At 70.5% G+C, this 17055-nt stretch carries 15 protein-coding genes; 9 read left to right on the forward strand and 6 right to left on the reverse strand.

All coding sequences use genetic code 11. The annotated features are described in order from the left end of the window. Nucleotides 1-16: 16 nt before the first annotated feature. Nucleotides 17-1018: a hypothetical protein gene (locus G3I71_RS00815; RefSeq protein ID WP_164311886.1), complete on the reverse strand. Its 1002-nt coding sequence runs from the start codon at nt 1016-1018 to the stop codon at nt 17-19. 185 nt (nt 1019-1203) lie between these two features. Here G3I71_RS00815 and G3I71_RS00820 point away from each other — a divergent pair, with 185 nt between their 5' ends. Next, nucleotides 1204-1596 (forward strand): PPOX class F420-dependent oxidoreductase, encoded by a 393-nt coding sequence (locus tag G3I71_RS00820; RefSeq protein ID WP_164311887.1) that lies wholly within the window; start codon nt 1204-1206, stop codon nt 1594-1596. An 84-nt stretch (nt 1597-1680) separates the two neighbouring features. Here the strand turns inward: G3I71_RS00820 and G3I71_RS00825 are convergent, their stop codons facing one another. The 5 genes from G3I71_RS00825 to G3I71_RS00845 all read right to left on the reverse strand — a co-directional run bounded on the left by G3I71_RS00825 (nt 1681) and on the right by G3I71_RS00845 (nt 8729). Further along, a complete protein-coding gene (locus G3I71_RS00825; protein ID WP_164311888.1) occupies nt 1681-4470 on the reverse strand; it encodes a hypothetical protein in 2790 nt (929 codons plus the stop codon). A gap of 182 nt (nt 4471-4652) precedes the next feature. Then, on the reverse strand, nt 4653-5033 hold the full coding sequence (locus G3I71_RS00830; protein ID WP_164311889.1) for a Zn-ribbon domain-containing OB-fold protein: 381 nt from the start codon (nt 5031-5033) through the stop codon (nt 4653-4655). A 140-nt stretch (nt 5034-5173) separates the two neighbouring features. Continuing rightward, on the reverse strand, nt 5174-5869 hold the full coding sequence (locus G3I71_RS00835; protein WP_164312051.1) for a TetR family transcriptional regulator: 696 nt from the start codon (nt 5867-5869) through the stop codon (nt 5174-5176). A gap of 103 nt (nt 5870-5972) precedes the next feature. After that, on the reverse strand, nt 5973-7280 hold the full coding sequence (locus tag G3I71_RS00840; protein ID WP_164311890.1) for a cytochrome P450: 1308 nt from the start codon (nt 7278-7280) through the stop codon (nt 5973-5975). A 78-nt stretch (nt 7281-7358) separates the two neighbouring features. After that, the gene (locus tag G3I71_RS00845; protein ID WP_164311891.1) at nt 7359-8729 is read right to left on the reverse strand and encodes a glutamine synthetase family protein; all 1371 of its coding nucleotides are present in this window, start codon (nt 8727-8729) and stop codon (nt 7359-7361) included. Nucleotides 8730-9082: 353 nt separating this feature from the next. Here G3I71_RS00845 and G3I71_RS00850 point away from each other — a divergent pair, with 353 nt between their 5' ends. From G3I71_RS00850 to G3I71_RS00885, 8 genes are all read left to right on the forward strand, one after another. Next, nucleotides 9083-9271: a ferredoxin gene (locus tag G3I71_RS00850; protein WP_055535835.1), complete on the forward strand. Its 189-nt coding sequence runs from the start codon at nt 9083-9085 to the stop codon at nt 9269-9271. A gap of 19 nt (nt 9272-9290) precedes the next feature. After that, a complete protein-coding gene (locus tag G3I71_RS00855) occupies nt 9291-10535 on the forward strand; it encodes an NAD(P)/FAD-dependent oxidoreductase (protein WP_203729036.1) in 1245 nt (414 codons plus the stop codon). After that, entirely contained in the window at nt 10532-11344 is an 813-nt protein-coding gene (locus G3I71_RS00860) for an acetoacetate decarboxylase family protein (RefSeq protein ID WP_164311892.1), read from the forward strand. The genes G3I71_RS00855 and G3I71_RS00860 overlap by 4 nt, the downstream gene beginning before the upstream one ends. A gap of 121 nt (nt 11345-11465) precedes the next feature. Beyond that, nucleotides 11466-12932, forward strand: a complete 1467-nt coding sequence (locus G3I71_RS00865; RefSeq protein ID WP_164311893.1) for an aldehyde dehydrogenase — start codon at nt 11466-11468, stop codon at nt 12930-12932. Further along, on the forward strand, nt 12925-13845 hold the full coding sequence (locus tag G3I71_RS00870; RefSeq protein WP_164311894.1) for a 3,4-dihydroxyphenylacetate 2,3-dioxygenase: 921 nt from the start codon (nt 12925-12927) through the stop codon (nt 13843-13845). Before G3I71_RS00865 ends, G3I71_RS00870 begins: the two co-directional genes overlap by 8 nt. A 1-nt stretch (nt 13846) precedes the next feature. Continuing rightward, nucleotides 13847-14692, forward strand: coding sequence for a fumarylacetoacetate hydrolase family protein (locus G3I71_RS00875; protein ID WP_164311895.1), 846 nt, complete (start codon nt 13847-13849; stop codon nt 14690-14692). A 26-nt stretch (nt 14693-14718) separates the two neighbouring features. Further along, nucleotides 14719-15327 (forward strand): TetR/AcrR family transcriptional regulator, encoded by a 609-nt coding sequence (locus G3I71_RS00880; protein WP_164311896.1) that lies wholly within the window; start codon nt 14719-14721, stop codon nt 15325-15327. A 204-nt stretch (nt 15328-15531) separates the two neighbouring features. After that, nucleotides 15532-16992 (forward strand): APC family permease, encoded by a 1461-nt coding sequence (locus G3I71_RS00885; protein WP_164311897.1) that lies wholly within the window; start codon nt 15532-15534, stop codon nt 16990-16992. Nucleotides 16993-17055 lie beyond the last annotated feature (63 nt).

Consider the following 17055-nt stretch of genomic DNA (forward strand, 5'->3'; position numbering starts at 1 on the left):
CGAGAGTCTTGACGGATCAGTTGTGAGCAGCTCCGAACAGCCTTCCCCGGCTGCGTTCGTCGCCCCATACGGATCCCGCGTTCACGTACGGCCGCAGCAGTGCCGTGAGGGTCGTGTCACCGCGGCCGTTCAGCTCGTTGGAGGCGATGCTGCGGGCGATTCCGGCGAGGAAGTCGGCCAGCTGGACCCGGGTGTCGTCCCGCGCGACAACGAGGCGCAGGCCGCCGATCCGGGTGGTGTCCTTGAGCCACTCGATGCGCTCGTCCGTCAGCATGTTCTGCCGGTCGTGCACCAGCAGTACGGTCCGCCCGTCGGCACTCCAGTAGGCGGCCGTCCGCACGATCGCGGGCAGCAGCGGGTTGAGTACGGGTATCAGGGCGGGGGCGGCGAGCAGCCGGGCCCGGTGGTCCGCGGCGCGGGATCGGGCACCGCCGAGCAGTCGCAGTACGTCCGCCGCCTCCGGGTCCCGGAGGTCCGGTGCCTGTTGGGCCAGGGCGTCCACCGCGCGGAAGAACGCGTCGACGGGTGCCCCGGGAGCGCCGTCGGTGTCGCCGCGCACCCGGAGCAGGGCGTTGGCCGCCGCCAGGAACTCCTTCCACCGCCCGGCCCCGAAGGCGTCGGCGCCCGCGCGGCAGAGGGGAAGGGCGCCGGCCGGGTCGCCGAGGAGCAGATCGAGGACCCGCTCCACCATGAAGAAGGTCTTCTCCGTGAGATGGACGTACGCGTGCCCGTGCAGCGGCCCCGAGGGGGCGAGCAGCCACTCGAGTACCGCGCGGTGCTTCTCCCGCAGCAGGTGGTTCGCCTTGTACTCCTCGGCGGGGGACCGGATCCGGTCGCGAATCTCACGGATTGCGGCTGCCGCCGACTCCATGGGCACATCCACGCTGGCGTGCGCGAAGACGTCGGTGTTCCCGCCGGTCAGGTTCTCGCCGTCCGACCCCGACTCGTCGCAGGCGATCTCGACTTCCGTGTACGGCCGGGTCACGCCGCGCCCCTCGTACGAACCATGTCCTGACATGTAGCCGAAACCGCTCGTAGTGTACAGCGATTATTTGGACTCGTGAATGATGTTCATGAATATGAACGGAAGGCTTCCCTGTGCTGCGCCGACCACGTCTGGGGGTGGCATGGGCACTGGTACCGGGATCGTGAACTCATCGTCACCCCGATCGCGTTCGGGTCCCGGCGCCTAGACTCCCGCCCATGGACGACACCAGCACCCTGGACCGGCTCGCCGCGGGCAAGTACCTGCTGATCACCAGCTTCCGCAAGAACGGCACGTCCGTCGCCACCCCGGTCTGGGTGGTGCGGGACGCGGACGCGCTCGGCGCCTGGTCGGTGACGGACTCCTGGAAGGTGAAGCGGATCCGCAACCGGGCCGACGTCCTCGTCGGCCCGTGCGACATCCGCGGCAACCCGACCGGCGAATCGGTCCCCGGCACCGCCGAGATCCTCGACCAGCCCGCGACCGACGTCTACCGGCGGCTTCTCGCCCGCAAGTACGGCGTGATGGGCCGCCTCACCCTGTTCGGCAGCCGACTGCGGCGCGGCAGCACGGGCACGGTCGGGATCCGGATCACCCTCGTGAACAGCTGACGGCGGGACCGCGCCCCGCAGGATTCAGGGGCGCGGGGAACTGTGCGACCAGCCACAGCGCACCCGCGCCCGACGACCGAACCTCTACGACCCGTCCAGTACCGTCCCCGTGAACTCCGGTCCAGGGATCGGCTCCCCGGTCTCCTCGTCGAAGCCGGTCACCCGCAGCCGCACCGACTCCGCCGGCTCCGTCACCGCGTCCGCGACCGTCGGCAGGCTCAGGTCCGCGGTCAACTCGCCCGGTGGGATGGGCACGTACAGATGGAGCCCGTCGACCTTGGACAACGGCCGCTGCGGCAGCGGCGACTCACCGGTGGTGTCCATCAGCCACGCCGGGTCGACGTCCGTCGTGGACAGTTCCGTGCCGGCGGTGACCGGCAGCACCTCCAGAACGGAGTACATGTCGGCGCGGGAGGGCGCCGACAGTGTCGCGCGCCAGGTCAGCCGCTGTCCCTCGGTGACCCGGTCCGCGACCGGGGTGATGGTGACCGTGGGCCTGGGATCGTCGTTCTCGACGGTCACCCCGCCGCTGTACGAGCCGATGACCGCACCGCGCACCGCCTTCACGAACACGCTGCGCCAGACGTCGTAGTCGTACAGCGTGTCCCCCTTCACCGTCACCGGCACGTCGATGCTCTGCTCGCCCTGTCGCACCGTGACCAGCCGGCTCGTCATCGTGTCCGTCCCGGGATTCTGGACGTAGAGCCGGACCGTGCCGCCACCCTGCCCGGCGATCCGGACCGGCATCCGGTAGGTCCGGGTTCCGGAGTCGCCCTCCTTGACGGTCAGCCGTCCGAGGTCGACGCGCGGCAGCGCGGCCGGGCGCACCGCGGGTGTGCCGGGGCGCCAGCCCCAGGTGTCGATCAGCCAGGCCTGCCCCGCACGGCTGCGCGGAGTCAGCTCCACACTCCGTACGCTGCGCAGGTCGACCCCGGCCCGGGCAGCGGCGGACAGCGGTACGCGGACCTCCCGCGCCCAGTACGAGGCCGTCCGCGCGCTTCCGGGCAGCCCGTCCACGCGGACCCGGCCGAGCGTGGCGCGCTTGCCGGCGGTGTCGGTGACGGACACGTCCAGCTGCGTTCCGGTGGTGTTGGGGGGCACGATGACGCGCAGGGCGAGTGCCTTGGCGCCGCCGAGGGACACCGGTCGCCCGGGGCTCACCCGCACCGCGGTCCCGGGCTGCGACCACTTGAGTGCGACCGCCCGGCGACCGACCTCCCGCTCCGTCATCCAACCCGCGAAGTGCGGGGACTGACCGGCGTTCGCGGCCAGGCACCTGACCGAAGGACGGTCGTCCACCGCGGAGCACAGTCGTCCGCCGCCGCCCTGCACGGTCACCGCGCCGTCCGGCAGGATGCCGGCCGAACGGTTTGCGCCCACCGCGTGCGTGAGGACGCGCGCCGGGTCGGCCGGCGGCGCCCGCAGGCCGGAGCCGTCGAGCAGCGGACGTACCCGGTCGTCGCCCGCGACGAACAGCCGGGCCGCCGCCGCGATGTAGGAGGCGCCCGCCCTGTGCTGCTGGTCGGCGGTGAGCCGGGTCCTGGTGCCCACGTCGCACACCGGGTCCTTCTGCTCCGGTTCGGACCAGAAGTCGTCGTCCGCCGGTGCCTGCGCCTGACCCGGCGTCCACTCGGTGTTGAAGTAGTTGTGGTTGGCGCCGATCACGTAGACCGCGCTGTGCAGGGCGGCGCCACGGCTGATCCCGCGGGTGCCGTCCACGGCCAACTCGCCCTGGAGATCGGACACATCGCCGTCGCAGCCGGGCAGAATCGTCACCGACGGCACGTCGGCGACCGGGTTCTGTCCGAAGATCGTCGGGCCGATCAGGACGGTGCCCCGGATGTTCCAGCGCACCGCACCGCCGTACCCGTCCTGGCCGGCCGGCGGCCGGTACAGGCTGTCCATCGCGGCCCGGTTGACGCCCTCGCCGCCCCGCGAGTGGCCGACCAGCAGCACCCGTGAGAGGTCGGCGGGCGGCGCGGTCCGTACGATCGCCGGCGCCGAGGGCCGGTTCGCCGTCCAGTCGGCCCAGCGGGCCAGATGCTGCCGTACGAGGTCGGAGCGGGCCTGCGCCCCGGCGTCCTCGATCGCCGAGTCCTGGGCGTTGATACCGTTGGCGGAGATCGACACCGTCACATAGCCCTGGGATGCAAGGAGTTTCTGGTCGCGCAGATAGCCCCGGTAACTCGGAATCTGCTTCTCACCGGCCGGGCAGGGCCAGTCGCCGCTGACATCGGTGCTGCCGGGCTTGTAGCAGGTGGAGTGGCGTCCGTGCAGGAACAGCGCGAGCGGTCTGCGGCCGGTTGCCCCGGTCGGGGCGACCACCACGGCCTTCATCTCCACCGGCACGGGCATCCCGGGCAGTTTCACCGAGTCGAGCGTGTACTCGCCCGAGACCGTACGGTACGAGCCCGGCTTGCCGGGGTCGACGGGATTGGCCGGCGCCAGGGCGGGCAAAACGACCGGCGCGCGGCGCCGGTCAGGGACCGCCGCGAGGCCCGCCGCGTCCAACCGGCTTCCACCGGCGTGTACTTGGAGGTCCTGGAACGCCTCGGCACCCTTGAGGCCGCCGGCCTTCAGAGCCTCTTCCAGGGGAAGCCGGAACGTCCGGCCGTCCTTCGCGGCCAGGGGGCGCCCGAGCAACCGGCCGCCCGCGTAGAACTCGACGCGCGCGTCACCCATCGGTACCGGTCTGCCGGAGTGCCAGACGAGCTGCCGCTGTGCACCGTCACCGGTGAACGTCCAGCCCGGGGGCAGCTGTTCGGCCACCACCTGCGACCGGGTCGGCTGCTGCGCCTGCGCCCATCCGGGCGATCCACCCACCACCGCGAGTACCGCCGCAGCGGTGACCCATATTCGCCGCGCACGTAGCAACGGTCTCCTCCTCCTGGCCCTTGCTCAGGAGCCCCGGATTCCCGACGGCCCCTCTCGCCCCGGAGGACGGGATCACGGACCTGTGGGTTGCCTGTGGAGGAGGATCAATGCACGTGCCCAAGGCGTCGGTCGGTGAAGCAGGGGGAGGGCGAACCCTCACGGCGCAGAGAGTTGACGCACCGTCAGATCCAGGCGCGGTACGGCTCGTCGAGCAGCTGGAACACCGGCTCGCCGCGCACCGGGTCCTTCGCCGTGGACAGCCGGACCCGGTCCCCGCTGTGGATGCCGGCGGCGGGACCCATCACCCGGCCGCGTACGACGAAGCCCTCCGCCATCTCGACCAGCGACACATTGCGCGCGGCCGGCGTGTTCCGGTTGACCACCGTGGCGTGCCGGACCGTGCCCGATCCCTCGCTGCGCTCCGTACGCAGGTCGCTGCCCGCGCAGACCGGGCAGAGCAACCGGTGGTACATGGCGCTGGCGCACCATCCGCAGCGCTGGAAGACGAGGGTGTTGGTGTCGGCCGGGGCGTCGAGCAGGCCCGCGGCGGAACCGACGGTCATCGGACGAGTGGCGCCTAGTGAGTGGTACACGGTGTCGTCTCCCTGCGCTCGGCCTGATCCGAAGTGCGCGGTTCGCCGTGCCACCGTGCACGGCCTCAGGGTATGGCACTCAGTGTCACGCGTAAAGGCACTGCGTACCCTCAATTCTCGGGCAGGGTGGTGAGCACGGACTCGATCTCCTGGACGACCCGCCACATCGGCGCCCCGCGCCGCGAGACGACGACCACCACGTCCTCGGACTCGGGTTCGGATCCGGGCTCGGTTCGCCCGGGAGCCGAGGGCGGAGTGCCGAACGCGGCCTTCACATAGTTCAGGGCGTGGTCGACGGCCGTGGTCGCGTCGCCGTGTCCGTCCGAGCGCAGCCAGGAGCGAAGCGCGTTGTTGTGGGCCGCGACCACTGCCGCCGCGATCACGTCGGCCTGGAGCGTCCCGTCGGGCCGGCCGGCGAAACGCCCGCGCAGATAGGCGGCCAGGGCGCGCTCGTACCGCCAGACCACCGACAGCTCGGAGGCCCGCAGCCCGGGAACCTTCTTGGTGAGGCGGTAGCGCTGGACGGAGAAGGCCGGGTTCTCGGCGTACATGAGCAGGACCATGCGGGCGGCGTCGCACACCCGGCCGACCGGTTCCGCGTCCTCCACGCTTTCGGCCAGGTACGCCGTCATGTCGGCGAGGCACCGCTCGTGGTCGGGGAAGACCACGTCCTCCTTGGAGGGGAAGTAGCGGAAGAACGACCGGCGCCCGACCCCGGCCAGCGCCACGATGTCGTCCACGGTGGTCTGCTCGTAGCCCCGCTCCAGGAACAACTGGAAGGCCGCCGCGACCAGGGCGTCCCGCATGGGCGGTTTGGTCATGGTCGGGAAACTAGCATCCGGCCGGGGTTGATGGCACTCAGTGCGCTGCGTCCGGGGAACTGAGTGCACTCCGGGTCCTGCCGACTGCTCACGCGAGGGTGACCTCCACCGGCAGCTTCTTGATCCCGTTGACGAAGTTCGAGCGCACCCGCGGGACGTCCCCCACCAGCCGGATGTCCGCCAGGCGGGGGATCAGCTCCTCGAACATGATCCGGATCTCGGTGCGGGCCAGCAGGTTGCCCAGGCACAGATGCGGGCTGCCCTTGCCGAAGGTGACGTGGTCGTTGTCCGTGCGGGCGACGTCGAAGTCGTACGGATTGCCGAAGACCGCCTCGTCACGGTTGCCGGAGGCGTACCACATGACCACCTTGTCGCCCTCCCTGACCTGTTTGCCGCCCAGCTCCACGTCCCGGGTCGCGGTGCGCCGGAAGTGGTAGACGGGGGAGGCCCAGCGCAGGAACTCCTCGACCGCGCCCGGGATCAGCGACGGGTCGGCCTTGAGGCGGGCCAGCTGCTCGGGGTGCTGGAGGAGGGCCAGCATGGAGTGGGTGATGGTGTGCCGGGTGGTCTCGTTGCCGGCGACCACCAGGAGCAGGAAGTAGTTGTCGAAGTCCTGCGCGGACAGCGGCACTCCGTCGCGCGGGGTGGTGTTGACGAGCCGGGAAACCAGGTCGGTACCCTCGCCGCCGCGTCGTTGCCGGGCCAGCTCCCGCCCGTACTCGAAGACCTCGAGCGAGGCGGGGGAACGGAAGGGCAGGTCGCGGTACTTCTCGCTCTCCGCGCTGTGCAGCAGCACGTCGGCGTAGTCGGGGTCGGTGTTGCCGATGATCCGGTTGCCCCAGTCGATGAGCTGCTGGTTGTCCTCCGGCGGCACGTCGAGGAGACGGGCCAGGACGTTGATGGGGAAGTCGGCGGAGATCTCCTTGACGAAGTCGAAACTCCCCTTCGCCAGCGCCGAGTCCAGGGTCTGTGCGGTCAGCCCGCGCAGGAAGTCGGTGTAGCTGTTGATGACGCCCGCGCCGAACTGCCGCTGGATCACGCTGCGCAGGGCCCGGTGCCGTACCCCGTCGAGCTCCAGGATGGAGGCGCGCTTCTTGATCTGGTCCTCGTCGACCTCTTCGAGGTTGACGAACTTCGTGGAGGTGAAGGTCTCCGCGTCACGGTCGACGCGCGCGATGTCCGCGTGCCGGGTCACCGCCCAGAAACCGGAGTTGGGCGCCTCCTCGGGCTGCCAGTGCACCGGGTCCTCGTGGCGCAGGGTGTGGAACATCCGCCAGGGCGTCACCCCGTCGGTGAAGTTGTCGAGGTCTGCGAGGTCGACGGCGTCGAGGGGGAGTGGCTCGTGGGCGGCGGCGGCAGCAGCAGCGGTGGTGGTGGAGGGGAGGGTCTCGGTCATCGAAGGCTCCAGCAGGTCGTGCAGAGGCGATCAGGGGTGATCGGCGACGATCAGAGGCGATCGGAGGCGACGGGGGGATCAGAGGTGGTACGCGTACTCGGTGAACTCCCAGTCGGTGACGTGCCGTTGGAAGCGTTCGACCTCGTTGCGCTTGTAGGCGAGGAAGGAGGCGACGAAGTCCTTGCCGAGCACCTCGGTCAGCGCGGTGTCCGCCTCCAGGGCGTCGAGGGCTGCCGACAGGCTCATCGGCAGCACGGGGGACCTGTCGGTGTCGTAGCCGTAGCCCTCCAGAGGGGCCGACGGCTCCTGTCCGGCCAGCACGCCGAGCAGCGCGGCGGCCACGGCTCCGGCGATCGCGAGATACGGGTTGGCGCTGGCATCGCCGAGCCGCAGTTCGAGCCGGGCCCCGGACCCGCGCTCCGGCGGCACTCGGACCATGGCGCTGCGGTTGTCGAGCCCCCAGTCGATCAGCCAGGGCGCGAGGGTGTCGGGCCCGAAGCGCTTGTACGAGTTGATGGTCGGGTTGAGCAGTGCGGCGAGGGCGGGCGCGTGGGCGAGGAGACCGGCCGCCGCGTGCCGTGCCGTCGCGGACAGTCCGTACGGCCCCGAGGGGTCGTCGAAGAGGTTGCGTGCGCCGCCTTCCCCCTCGGGGTCCGAGTCGCAGGAGAGGTGGAGGTGGAAGCCGGAGCCGCCCGCATCGTTGAAGGGCTTCGCCATGAAGGTGGCGAGGCGGCCCTCCTTGCGTGCCAGCTCCTTGATCGCGGCCTTGAACCGGAAGGCCCGGTCGGCCGCGGACATGGCCTCCGAGTGCAGCAGGTTGATCTCGAACTGCCCGCCGTCGAACTCGTGGTTGCCGCTGAGCACGCCGATGTTCAGATCGCGCACGTGGCGCAGGGTCCGCAGGAGATGGTTGGCGGGGTCGGCGCGCAGACCGGCCGTGTAGACGACGCCCGGGTCCCGGTTGTAACGCTGCCAGCCGCTCGCGCCCCCCGGCGCGGGATCGCACAGGTAGTACTCCAGCTCGGGCCCGACGACGGGCCGCAGCCCGTGCCCGGCGCACCGGTCGAGTACGGCGCGGAGCAGATCGCGGGGTGACTCGGGCGCGGGTGAGCCGGTCGCCGGGTCGAGAACGTCCCCGAGGCAGACCGCGACGCCGGGCTCCCAGGGCAGGGCGACCAGGGTGGACAGATCCGGCCGGACGCAGATGTCGGGCAGCCCCGCGTCCAGGCCGCCGCTGACCGGGACCACATCGCCCTGCGGGCTGGTGTGGTAGACGGCCCGGCAGAAGGCGAGACCGTGCTCGCAGGCGCGCGGCAACTCGTCGACGAGTACGTCACGGGCACGGTCGGTGCCGAGGAGGTCGGGATAGACCACCCGGACCACGTCGATCCCCTCGGAGGTGAGCCGCTCGATGTGCCGGCGGACTTCTGGAAGGTCGATTGCGCTCACCGTTGTCTCCTCGGGCGGACGTCGGGCACCTCCGGGACGGGGGTCCGGGAGGCGGGTGGCGTGGGGAGTGCGGCCGGGGCGCGTGGTGCGGGCGGACATCCCAGGCTCGTTGTTTGAGGCCAAACGGTATGGAGGGGCGACCCGTCCCGCAAGAGGTTCGGAGAAAGAATTTATCCATCCGGATAGCTATTGACCAGACTCCGGCTGCTTCCTATCTTGTTTGAAGCCAAACGAGTCAGGGATCGGTTCACCGCTCCCTTTGGCCGGGGCCCGGTCCGACAACGGTCGGGCCCCTCCCCGCCTTCTTCACCTCACCCCCCGTTCCGACGCCCTCACCACCAGGAGGACCGGCCATGAAGGTCGTCGTCGACATGAACAAGTGCCAGGACCACGGCCAGTGCGTCTTCGCGGCACCCGACGTCTTCTCGATGGACGACGGCGGTCACCTGCTGTACGTCTCCGACCCCGACGACGCGCTGCGCGACGAGGTCGAGGAGGCCGCGGACGTCTGCCCGCTCCAGGCCATCCGGATCGAGGACTGACGTGACCGACGAGACGGGCATGTCTCCGGCCGGCGTGGTCGTGGTGGGCGCCTCCATGGCCGGGCTGCGCGCCGCCGAGCAGCTGCGCGCGGCCGGCTGGACCGGGGCGGTCACGGTCGTCGGCGACGAACCGCACATGCCCTACAACCGCCCACCGCTGTCCAAGGAGGTACTGGCAGGCAAGGCCCCCTTCGAGTCCCTCGCCTTCACCCCGAAGGCGTCGACGGCGGACGTGGAGTGGCGCCTCGGGACGAAGGCCGTCGCTGCCCGTCTCGACGAGCGCGCCGTCGACCTCGACGACGGCTCGACCCTCTCGTACGACGGTCTGGTCGTCGCCACCGGAATGCGCCCCCGACGCCTGCACTGCCCCGGCCCTCGGGCCGGCCGCCACACCGTACGCACCCTTTCTGACGCGCAGGGCCTGCGCGACGAGCTGACCCGGCCCGGCGTCAGGGTCGTCGTGATCGGCGCCGGATTCATCGGCTGCGAGGTCGCCGCCACGGCGGTCGGACTCGGCGTCACCGAGGTCACCGTCGTCGATCCGCTGCCCCTGCCCATGGTGGGCCCCCTCGGTGAACTCCTCGCCCGCGCGCTGCTCGGGCGGCACGAGGAACGCGGGGTGCGCTTCGCCCTCGGCACGGGAGTCGCCGGATTCGAGGGCGACGGCCGGGTCACCGGCGTCGTCCTCGGCGACGGTACGGTCCTGCCGGCCGACGTCGTCGTCGAGTCGGTCGGTTCCGTCGCCAACGTCGAGTGGCTGGACGGCAACGGGGTCGATCTCGGCGACGGCGTGCTCACCGACGAGTTGCTCAGGGTGGGCGGGCGCCCGGAGGTCGTCGCGGTCGGTGACGTGGCCCGCTTCCCCAACGTCCGCTACGACGGCGTACCCCGCCGCGTCGAGCACTGGTCGATCCCGACGGACACGGCGAAGCACGCGGCGAAGTCGCTGGCCGCTCATCTTGCGGGCAGGGAAGGGGAGGTGGCACCTTTTGCGCCCCTGCCCACCTTCTGGAGCGACCAGCACGACTTCCGGCTGCAGTCCTTCGGGGCGCCCGCGCTCGGCATCGACGACGTGCGGGTCCTGGACGGCGACCCCGACGGGGACGTCCTCGTCGGCTACCACGTCGGTGACCGGCTCGTCGGTGTCGTCGCTCTCGGGGGACACGCCATGGCCGCCAAGGCCGCCCGCTGCCGCGCCGAACTGCTCGAACAGACCGCCCCCGCTGTGCCGTCCGCCCTCACCGTGCAAGGAGCCTCCAAGTGACCGGTCCCCGTGGGTTCTTCCACCCCAAGACGGCGAGCGGTGCCTCGTCGCTGATCCCCTCGCCGCCCTGGCGCTACTCGGGCGACCTGCTGACCGTCGAGTACCGCACGGACCCCTCGCGGGTGCGTGAACTGCTGCCCGAGCCGCTGGAGTTGGCCGACGAGGATCCGGGCGCGGTCGCCCTGATCTGGGCCGACTGGCAGTCGTGCTCGCAGTCCGGCGACGAGCTGTTGGATCCCGTGCGGGGGCAGTACAAGGAGGCGTTCGCGGTCGTCCGCTGCAAGTACCGGGGCGAGACGTACTCGCGGTGCGTCTACATCTGGGTCGACAAGGACTTCGCGATCGCTCGCGGGCTGCACCAGGGGTATCCGAAGAAGTTCGGGTCGATTCATCAGACGCGCCCGCATCCCTACGGGCCCGCTCCGCGGATCGAGTCGGGGGCGCGGTTCGGGGCGACGCTCGCCGCCGCCGACCGGCGGTTGGCGCAGGCGGTGGTGACTCTGCGGGAGCCCTCTTCGACGAACGGGTTCGTCAACAGGCATCCCATGGCTCACCATCGCTGGCTGCCGTCCATCGAGAGCGGCAAGGGGTTGGCTCTGGACGAGCTGATCGAGTCCGGGGCGGCTTCGTTCGAGGGCGGGCAGGCGTGGGTCGGGGACGCGGAGCTGGAGTTGTTCTCGGCGCCTACGGAGGAGTTGGCCCGGCTGGAGATTCGTGAGCCGATCGCCGCGTATTTCCGCCAGGTCGGCGTTGTCTGGGACGGCGGGCGGTTGTTGGAGTCGGGGACGTCCGGAGCGTCTGCCGGGTGAGGTAGTAGGCGGGTGCGGGTGCGTTGTGGCTGGTCGCGCCCACGCGGCGGAGCCGCAAATGTCACAGCCCCGCGCCCCTAGGTGAGTGGCCTGTCCCCCTGTTCAAGTAGGAGCCGTTCTCATGTCCGAAAAACTCATCGTCGCCGGAGTTTCCGTCGACACCCGGCACTGGATCGGTGGTGAACGCGTCGCGTCCGCCACCACCTTCACCGACACCTCGCCCATCGACGGTCGTACCCTCGGTGAGATCGCTCGCGGCGGGCCTGCCGAGGCCTCTGCCGCCGTCGCCGCCGCCAAAGCGGCCTTCCCTGCCTGGGCCGCGACTTCCCACACCGAACGGGCTCGCGTCCTGCACGCCATCGCCGACGGTGTCGAGAAGCGGATCGAGGACCTGGCGGTCGTCGAGACCAACGACAACGGCGCCCTGCTCCGCTCGCACCGCCGGGGTGTGATGCCCCGGGTCGCGCACAACTTCCGTTTCTTCGCTGACTGGTTGCTGAAGCTGGACCACGAGGACTTCGAGACGCGGGGCCACACGAACCATGTCTCCTGGGACCCGGCCGGCCCGAGCGTCCTGATCACCCCGTGGAACGCGCCGCTGATGCTGGCCACCTGGAAGGTCGCCCCGGCCCTCGCCGCCGGCAACACGGTGGTCCTCAAGCCTGCCGAGTGGTCCCCGCTCACCGCGTCCCTGCTGGCCGACATCGCCGCCGAGGCGGGACTGCCGGCCGGGGTGCTGAACGTCGTCCAGGGCTACGGCTCCGAGATCGGCGACGCGCTCACCTCGCACCCGGACGTACGGCGCATCAGCTTCACCGGGTCCGTACCGACCGCCAAGCACATCGCCGCCTCCGCCGCCGCGAATCTCACCCCGCTCAGTCTCGAACTCGGCGGAAAGTCACCGCTGTTGGTCTTCGCCGACGCAGACCTGGAACTGGCCGTCGACCTGGCCGTGGAGCAGTACGACAACGCCGGGCAGGTCTGTCTGGCCGCGACCCGCATCCTCGTCGAGGAGTCGATCGCCGACGAGTTCACCCGGCGATTCATCGACAGGGCAACGCGGTTGACGCAGGGCGACCCGCGTGACGAAGCCACCGACCTGGGCCCCAACATCCACCCCCGTCAGCTGGAGAAGATCGACGGGTTCGTACAGCGGGCCCTCACCGCGGGGGCACGGGCCGTGATCGGCGGGCACCGCACGGACGGGGACGGGCAGTACTACGCGCCCACCCTCCTCGCCGATGTCGCCCAGGACTCGGAGATCGTCCAGGAGGAGGTGTTCGGGCCGGTCCTCACCCTCCAGACCTTCGCCGACGAGGACGAAGCCGTCCGGCTGGCCAACGACACCCGGTTCGGCCTCGCCGCCACCCTCGCCACCGGTGACCCCGAGCGCGCCGAACGCGTCACCGCGCGGCTCGTCGCGGGCACGATCTGGGTCAACTGCTTCTTCGTACGCGACCTCCAGGCGCCCTTCGGCGGCTCCCGCCTCTCCGGGGTCGGCCGTGAGGGCGGCACCTGGAGCTTCGACTTCTACTGCGACGTCAAGAACACCGTGACCGCGCCGAACGGATGGAACAACCATGGGTGAGATCGTCGGGGCGGGTCTGCTCGCGCACGTGCCCACCATCGTGCTGCCGGAGGCCGACCGGCTGGAGCTGAACGAGGGCAAGGAGATCACCCTCGTCACCGGCCTGCACCAGCTCCGCCGGGAGGTCTTCGAGCGGGATGCCGCCGACGACTACGACACGGTCGTCGTCCTCGACTCGCACTGGGCCACCACCGTCGAGTTCGTCGTCGGTGCCCAGCAGCGCCGGGCCGGTCTCTTCACCTCCGAAGAACTGCCGCGCGGTATGTGCCGGATGCCGTACGACTATCCCGGCGACCCCGAACTCGCCCACAACATCGCCCAGTTCGCAGACAAGCACGGCACCTGGATCACCCCGATCGACGACGACCACCTACCGGTCTACTACGCGACGATCAACCTCTGGAAGTTCCTCGGCGAGGGCCTGCCCGACAAGCGGTGGGTGACCATCGGGGTCTGCCAGACCGGCGACATGGAGGACCATCTGCGGCTGGGTCGGGCGCTCGCCGACGGGATCGCCGCCACCCCCGGGCGCCGGGTGCTCGTCATCGCCTCCGGCGCCCTCTCGCACACCTTCTGGCCGCTGCGCCAGATCCGCGACCACGAGGCCAGCGACCCGGTCCACATCTTCACGCCGGAGGCCCGCGCCGCCGACGAGGAGCGCATCGCCTGGTTCAAGGAGGGCCGCCACGACCAAGTCCTCGACACCATGCCGGAGTTCTGGAAGCACAAGCCCGAGGCGAAGTTCTTCCACTACCTGATGCTGGCCGGCGCCCTCGGCGAGCAGGCCTGCACCGCACCCGCCCGCCAGTACGGCGAGTACGAGAACTCCGTCGGCACCGGCCAGGTCCACCTGTGGTTCGACCGCCCGACTGGTGGCTGGACCGCGCCCCGAACCCCCGTACAGGAGCCCTGACATGCCCGAATACCGCCGCATTCTCCTCGACGGCGCCGCTGTCCAGGTCACCGTCGACGGTGACGAACTCGTCGCCGGGGACGGTCGCCGGGTCAAGACGGGGGAGGCGCAGCATCTGCCTCCCGTCGTGCCGTCCAAGGTCGTCGCCGTTCATCTCAACCACCGCAGCCGCGTGGACGAGTTCCGGATCCAACTGACGCCCACGCCCACCTACTTCCACAAACCGACCTCCTCACTCAACTCGCACCGGCGCGCCGTCGTCCGCCCCGAGGGCTGCAAGTGGCTCAACTACGAGGGCGAGGTCGCCATCGTCATCGGGAAGACCGCGCGGAACATCTCGCAGGCCGAGGCGGGGGAGTACATCGCCGGGTACACCGTCGCCAACGACTACGGCCTGCACGACTTCCGTGACACCGACGCCGGTTCGATGCTCCGGGTCAAGGGCTCCGACACGCTGTGCCCGCTCGGCCCCGGCCTCGTCACCGACTGGGACTTCCACGGCAAGTACCTGCGCACGTACGTCAACGGCGAGGTCGTGCAAAACGGTTCGACGGACGAGATGGAGTGGGACATGCACTACCTCGTCGCCGACATCGCCCGCACCATCACCCTCCACCCGGGCGACGTCCTGCTCTCCGGTACGCCCGCCAACTCCCGGCCCGTCCAGCCCGGCGACGTCGTCGAGGTAGAGGTGGAGGGGCTCGGACGGCTGACGAACCACATCGTCACCGGGCCGACCCCGGTCCGGACCGACGTCGGCGCGCAGCCCACCGAGTCCGAGGAGGTGCTGTCCACCGCGCTCGGCGGCGACTGGGAGTTCCGCGGCATCCGGGCGCCCCGGCGTTGACCATGGTCACGGGTAGGGTCACGGTCATGACCGAGCCCGCCGCCCCGCGCCGCCCCCGCAAGCGCGTGACCTACGGTGCCGGCCGCGAGGCCCTGCTGAACGCCGCCGTACGCGTGGTGGCCCGCGGCGGGCTCCGCAAGCTCACGTACCGGGCGGTCGCCGAGGAGGCGGGCGTCACGCACGGGCTCGTCGTGCACCACTTCGGCTCGCGCGACGCGCTGATCGAGGAAGCCCTCACCCACGCCATCCGCTCCTCCCTGACCAGCAGCGACCTCGAAACCGGTACGGGCAGGGCGGCCGACTTCTCGGCCGGGCTGACGGAGATGGTGGAGAGCGGCCCCGACCTCCAGGCCTTCCAGTACGAACTGCTCCTGGAGTCCCGCCGCAAGCCCGAACTGCTCCCGCACCTGCGCGCGCTGTACGACAACGAGTACTTCGAGGCCACCCGGCGCGAGCTGGCCCAACTGCTGCCCGGGACGGTCGGCGAGGGCCTGTCCCGCATGGTCTTCGCCACGCTGGAGGGCCTGGTCCTGCACCAGCTCGTGTTCGGCGAGCGCCAGATCATCGAGGACGCCCTCGACGAGCTGCGCAACGTCCTGCGTCTCCTGGCCGCCGACCGCGACGGCGAGGCCTGAGCCGTCTCCGGCTGATCTCGGCCGTGGATCTCGGCCGTGGATCTCGGCCGTGGATCTCGGCCGTGGATTTCGACTGTGTAAGAAATCCCGTCGGTGCCGGAATCACCGCGCCGGACCCCTTGCCAAACGGATAGTTCCACCCCACCATGAGGCAACTCGTTTGGCCTGAAACGATCCTCCCTCTTCCCTTGGCAGGTGATCCGAGTGGACAGTCAGACGGTCTCCCCAGAGCAGACCGCGCGGGACGCATCCACCGCAGGCAAGCTCAAGCCCAACGCCCTCGGCGTGCTGGGCATCCTCTTCCTCGTCCTGTCCGCCCAGGCGCCGCTCACCGGCATCGCCGGATCGGTCCCCATCTCCGTCGCGATCGGCAACGGTCCCGGCACGGCCGGCGCCTACGTGCTGGTCGGCGTGGTGACCCTGCTCTTCGCCGTCGGCTTCGTCACCATGGGCCGGCACGTCGTCGACGCGGGCGCCTTCTACACGTACATCGGCAAAGGCCTCGGGCGGACCACCGGCGCCGGCAGCGCGGGCGTGGCGCTCTTCGCGTACTGCGCCATCCAGGCCGCCATGTACGGGCTGTACGGCGCCATCGTCAACGGCCTGGTCAGCGCCCACACGGGACTCGACCTGCCCTGGTGGGTGTGGTCGCTGGCCACCATGGCCCTCGTGCAGCTGCTCGGCGCCACCGGCATCGACATGGGCGCCAAACTGCTGGCTGTCTTCGTCATCGCCGAGTTCAGCATCCTGCTGGTCTTCAGCCTGGTCACCCTCTTCAAGGGCGGCGGGCCGGAGGGGCTCGGGATCTCGGAGACCTTCTCGCCGAGCGCGGTGACCCAGGGCGCGCCGGGCGTGGCCGTGATGTTCGCCCTCGCGTCCATGTTCGGCTTCGAGGCCACCGCGATCTACGGGGAAGAGGCGCGCGAACCGAAGAAGACCGTCCCGCGGGCCACCTACCTGGCGATCGTCGTGGTCGTCGGCTTCTTCGCGCTGACCTCCTGGATGCTCGTCTCCGCGCACGGCGCTTCGAAGGCTGTCGCGGCGGCGGGTCAGGCGCTGGAGAGCGGGGACTCGACGGCGTTCGTCTTCGCCCCGATCGCCGCCGAGTTCGGCGACTGGGTGGGCGACGTCCTGCCCGTCCTGCTGGCCACCTCTCTCTTCGCCGGCCTCCTGACCTTCCACAACTCGGCCAACCGCTATCTCTTCTCGCTCGGCCGCGACGGACTGCTCCCCGGCCGCCTCTGCACGCTCAACAGCCGCCGTTCGCCCTGGTTGGCGGGCTGCGTACAGACGGCCGTCGCGGTGGCCCTGGTGGTGCCGTTCGCCTTCGCGGGCAAGGACCCCGTGCTGACGCTCTTCTCCTGGTTCAGCGGTGTCGCCGTCCTCGGGATGATGCTCCTGTACCTGCTGACCTCGGTGTCCGTGGTCGTCTTCTTCCGTCGCGAGCGCCTCGACACACGCCTGTGGAACACGCTGATCGCCCCCGCCCTGGCCACGGTCGCCGTCGCGGGCGCGGTCTGGCTGATCCTCGACAACTTCACCACCCTCATCGGCGGCGACAGCGGCACCGCCCTGTGGCTGGAGCTGACCGTCCCGGCCGTCATGGCACTCGGTCTCGTCACCGCCCGGCTGACCCGCCCGCGGGTACCGGCTGCCGACGCCTGATCCGGCCACGCGCCCGCCTCCGGAGCGGCTCCGGCCGCTCCGGAGGCCTTCACTCGCGTTCTC

Origin of the sequence: Streptomyces sp. SID12501 (assembly GCF_010550245.1) — a bacterium.
GTDB lineage: Bacteria > Actinomycetota > Actinomycetes > Streptomycetales > Streptomycetaceae > Streptomyces.

Coding starts and splice junctions, on each gene's coding strand:
- G3I71_RS00850 (WP_055535835.1), top strand. CDS start 9,083: ATGAAGGTCGTCGTCGACATGAACAAGTGCCAGGACCACGGCCAGTGC.
- G3I71_RS00820 (WP_164311887.1), top strand. CDS start 1,204: ATGGACGACACCAGCACCCTGGACCGGCTCGCCGCGGGCAAGTACCTG.
- G3I71_RS00870 (WP_164311894.1), top strand. CDS start 12,925: ATGGGTGAGATCGTCGGGGCGGGTCTGCTCGCGCACGTGCCCACCATC.
- G3I71_RS00830 (WP_164311889.1), bottom strand. CDS start 5,033: ATGACCGTCGGTTCCGCCGCGGGCCTGCTCGACGCCCCGGCCGACACC.
- G3I71_RS00855 (WP_203729036.1), top strand. CDS start 9,291: ATGTCTCCGGCCGGCGTGGTCGTGGTGGGCGCCTCCATGGCCGGGCTG.
- G3I71_RS00840 (WP_164311890.1), bottom strand. CDS start 7,280: ATGACCGAGACCCTCCCCTCCACCACCACCGCTGCTGCTGCCGCCGCC.
- G3I71_RS00880 (WP_164311896.1), top strand. CDS start 14,719: ATGACCGAGCCCGCCGCCCCGCGCCGCCCCCGCAAGCGCGTGACCTAC.
- G3I71_RS00865 (WP_164311893.1), top strand. CDS start 11,466: ATGTCCGAAAAACTCATCGTCGCCGGAGTTTCCGTCGACACCCGGCAC.
- G3I71_RS00815 (WP_164311886.1), bottom strand. CDS start 1,018: ATGTCAGGACATGGTTCGTACGAGGGGCGCGGCGTGACCCGGCCGTAC.
- G3I71_RS00875 (WP_164311895.1), top strand. CDS start 13,847: ATGCCCGAATACCGCCGCATTCTCCTCGACGGCGCCGCTGTCCAGGTC.
- G3I71_RS00835 (WP_164312051.1), bottom strand. CDS start 5,869: ATGCGGGACGCCCTGGTCGCGGCGGCCTTCCAGTTGTTCCTGGAGCGG.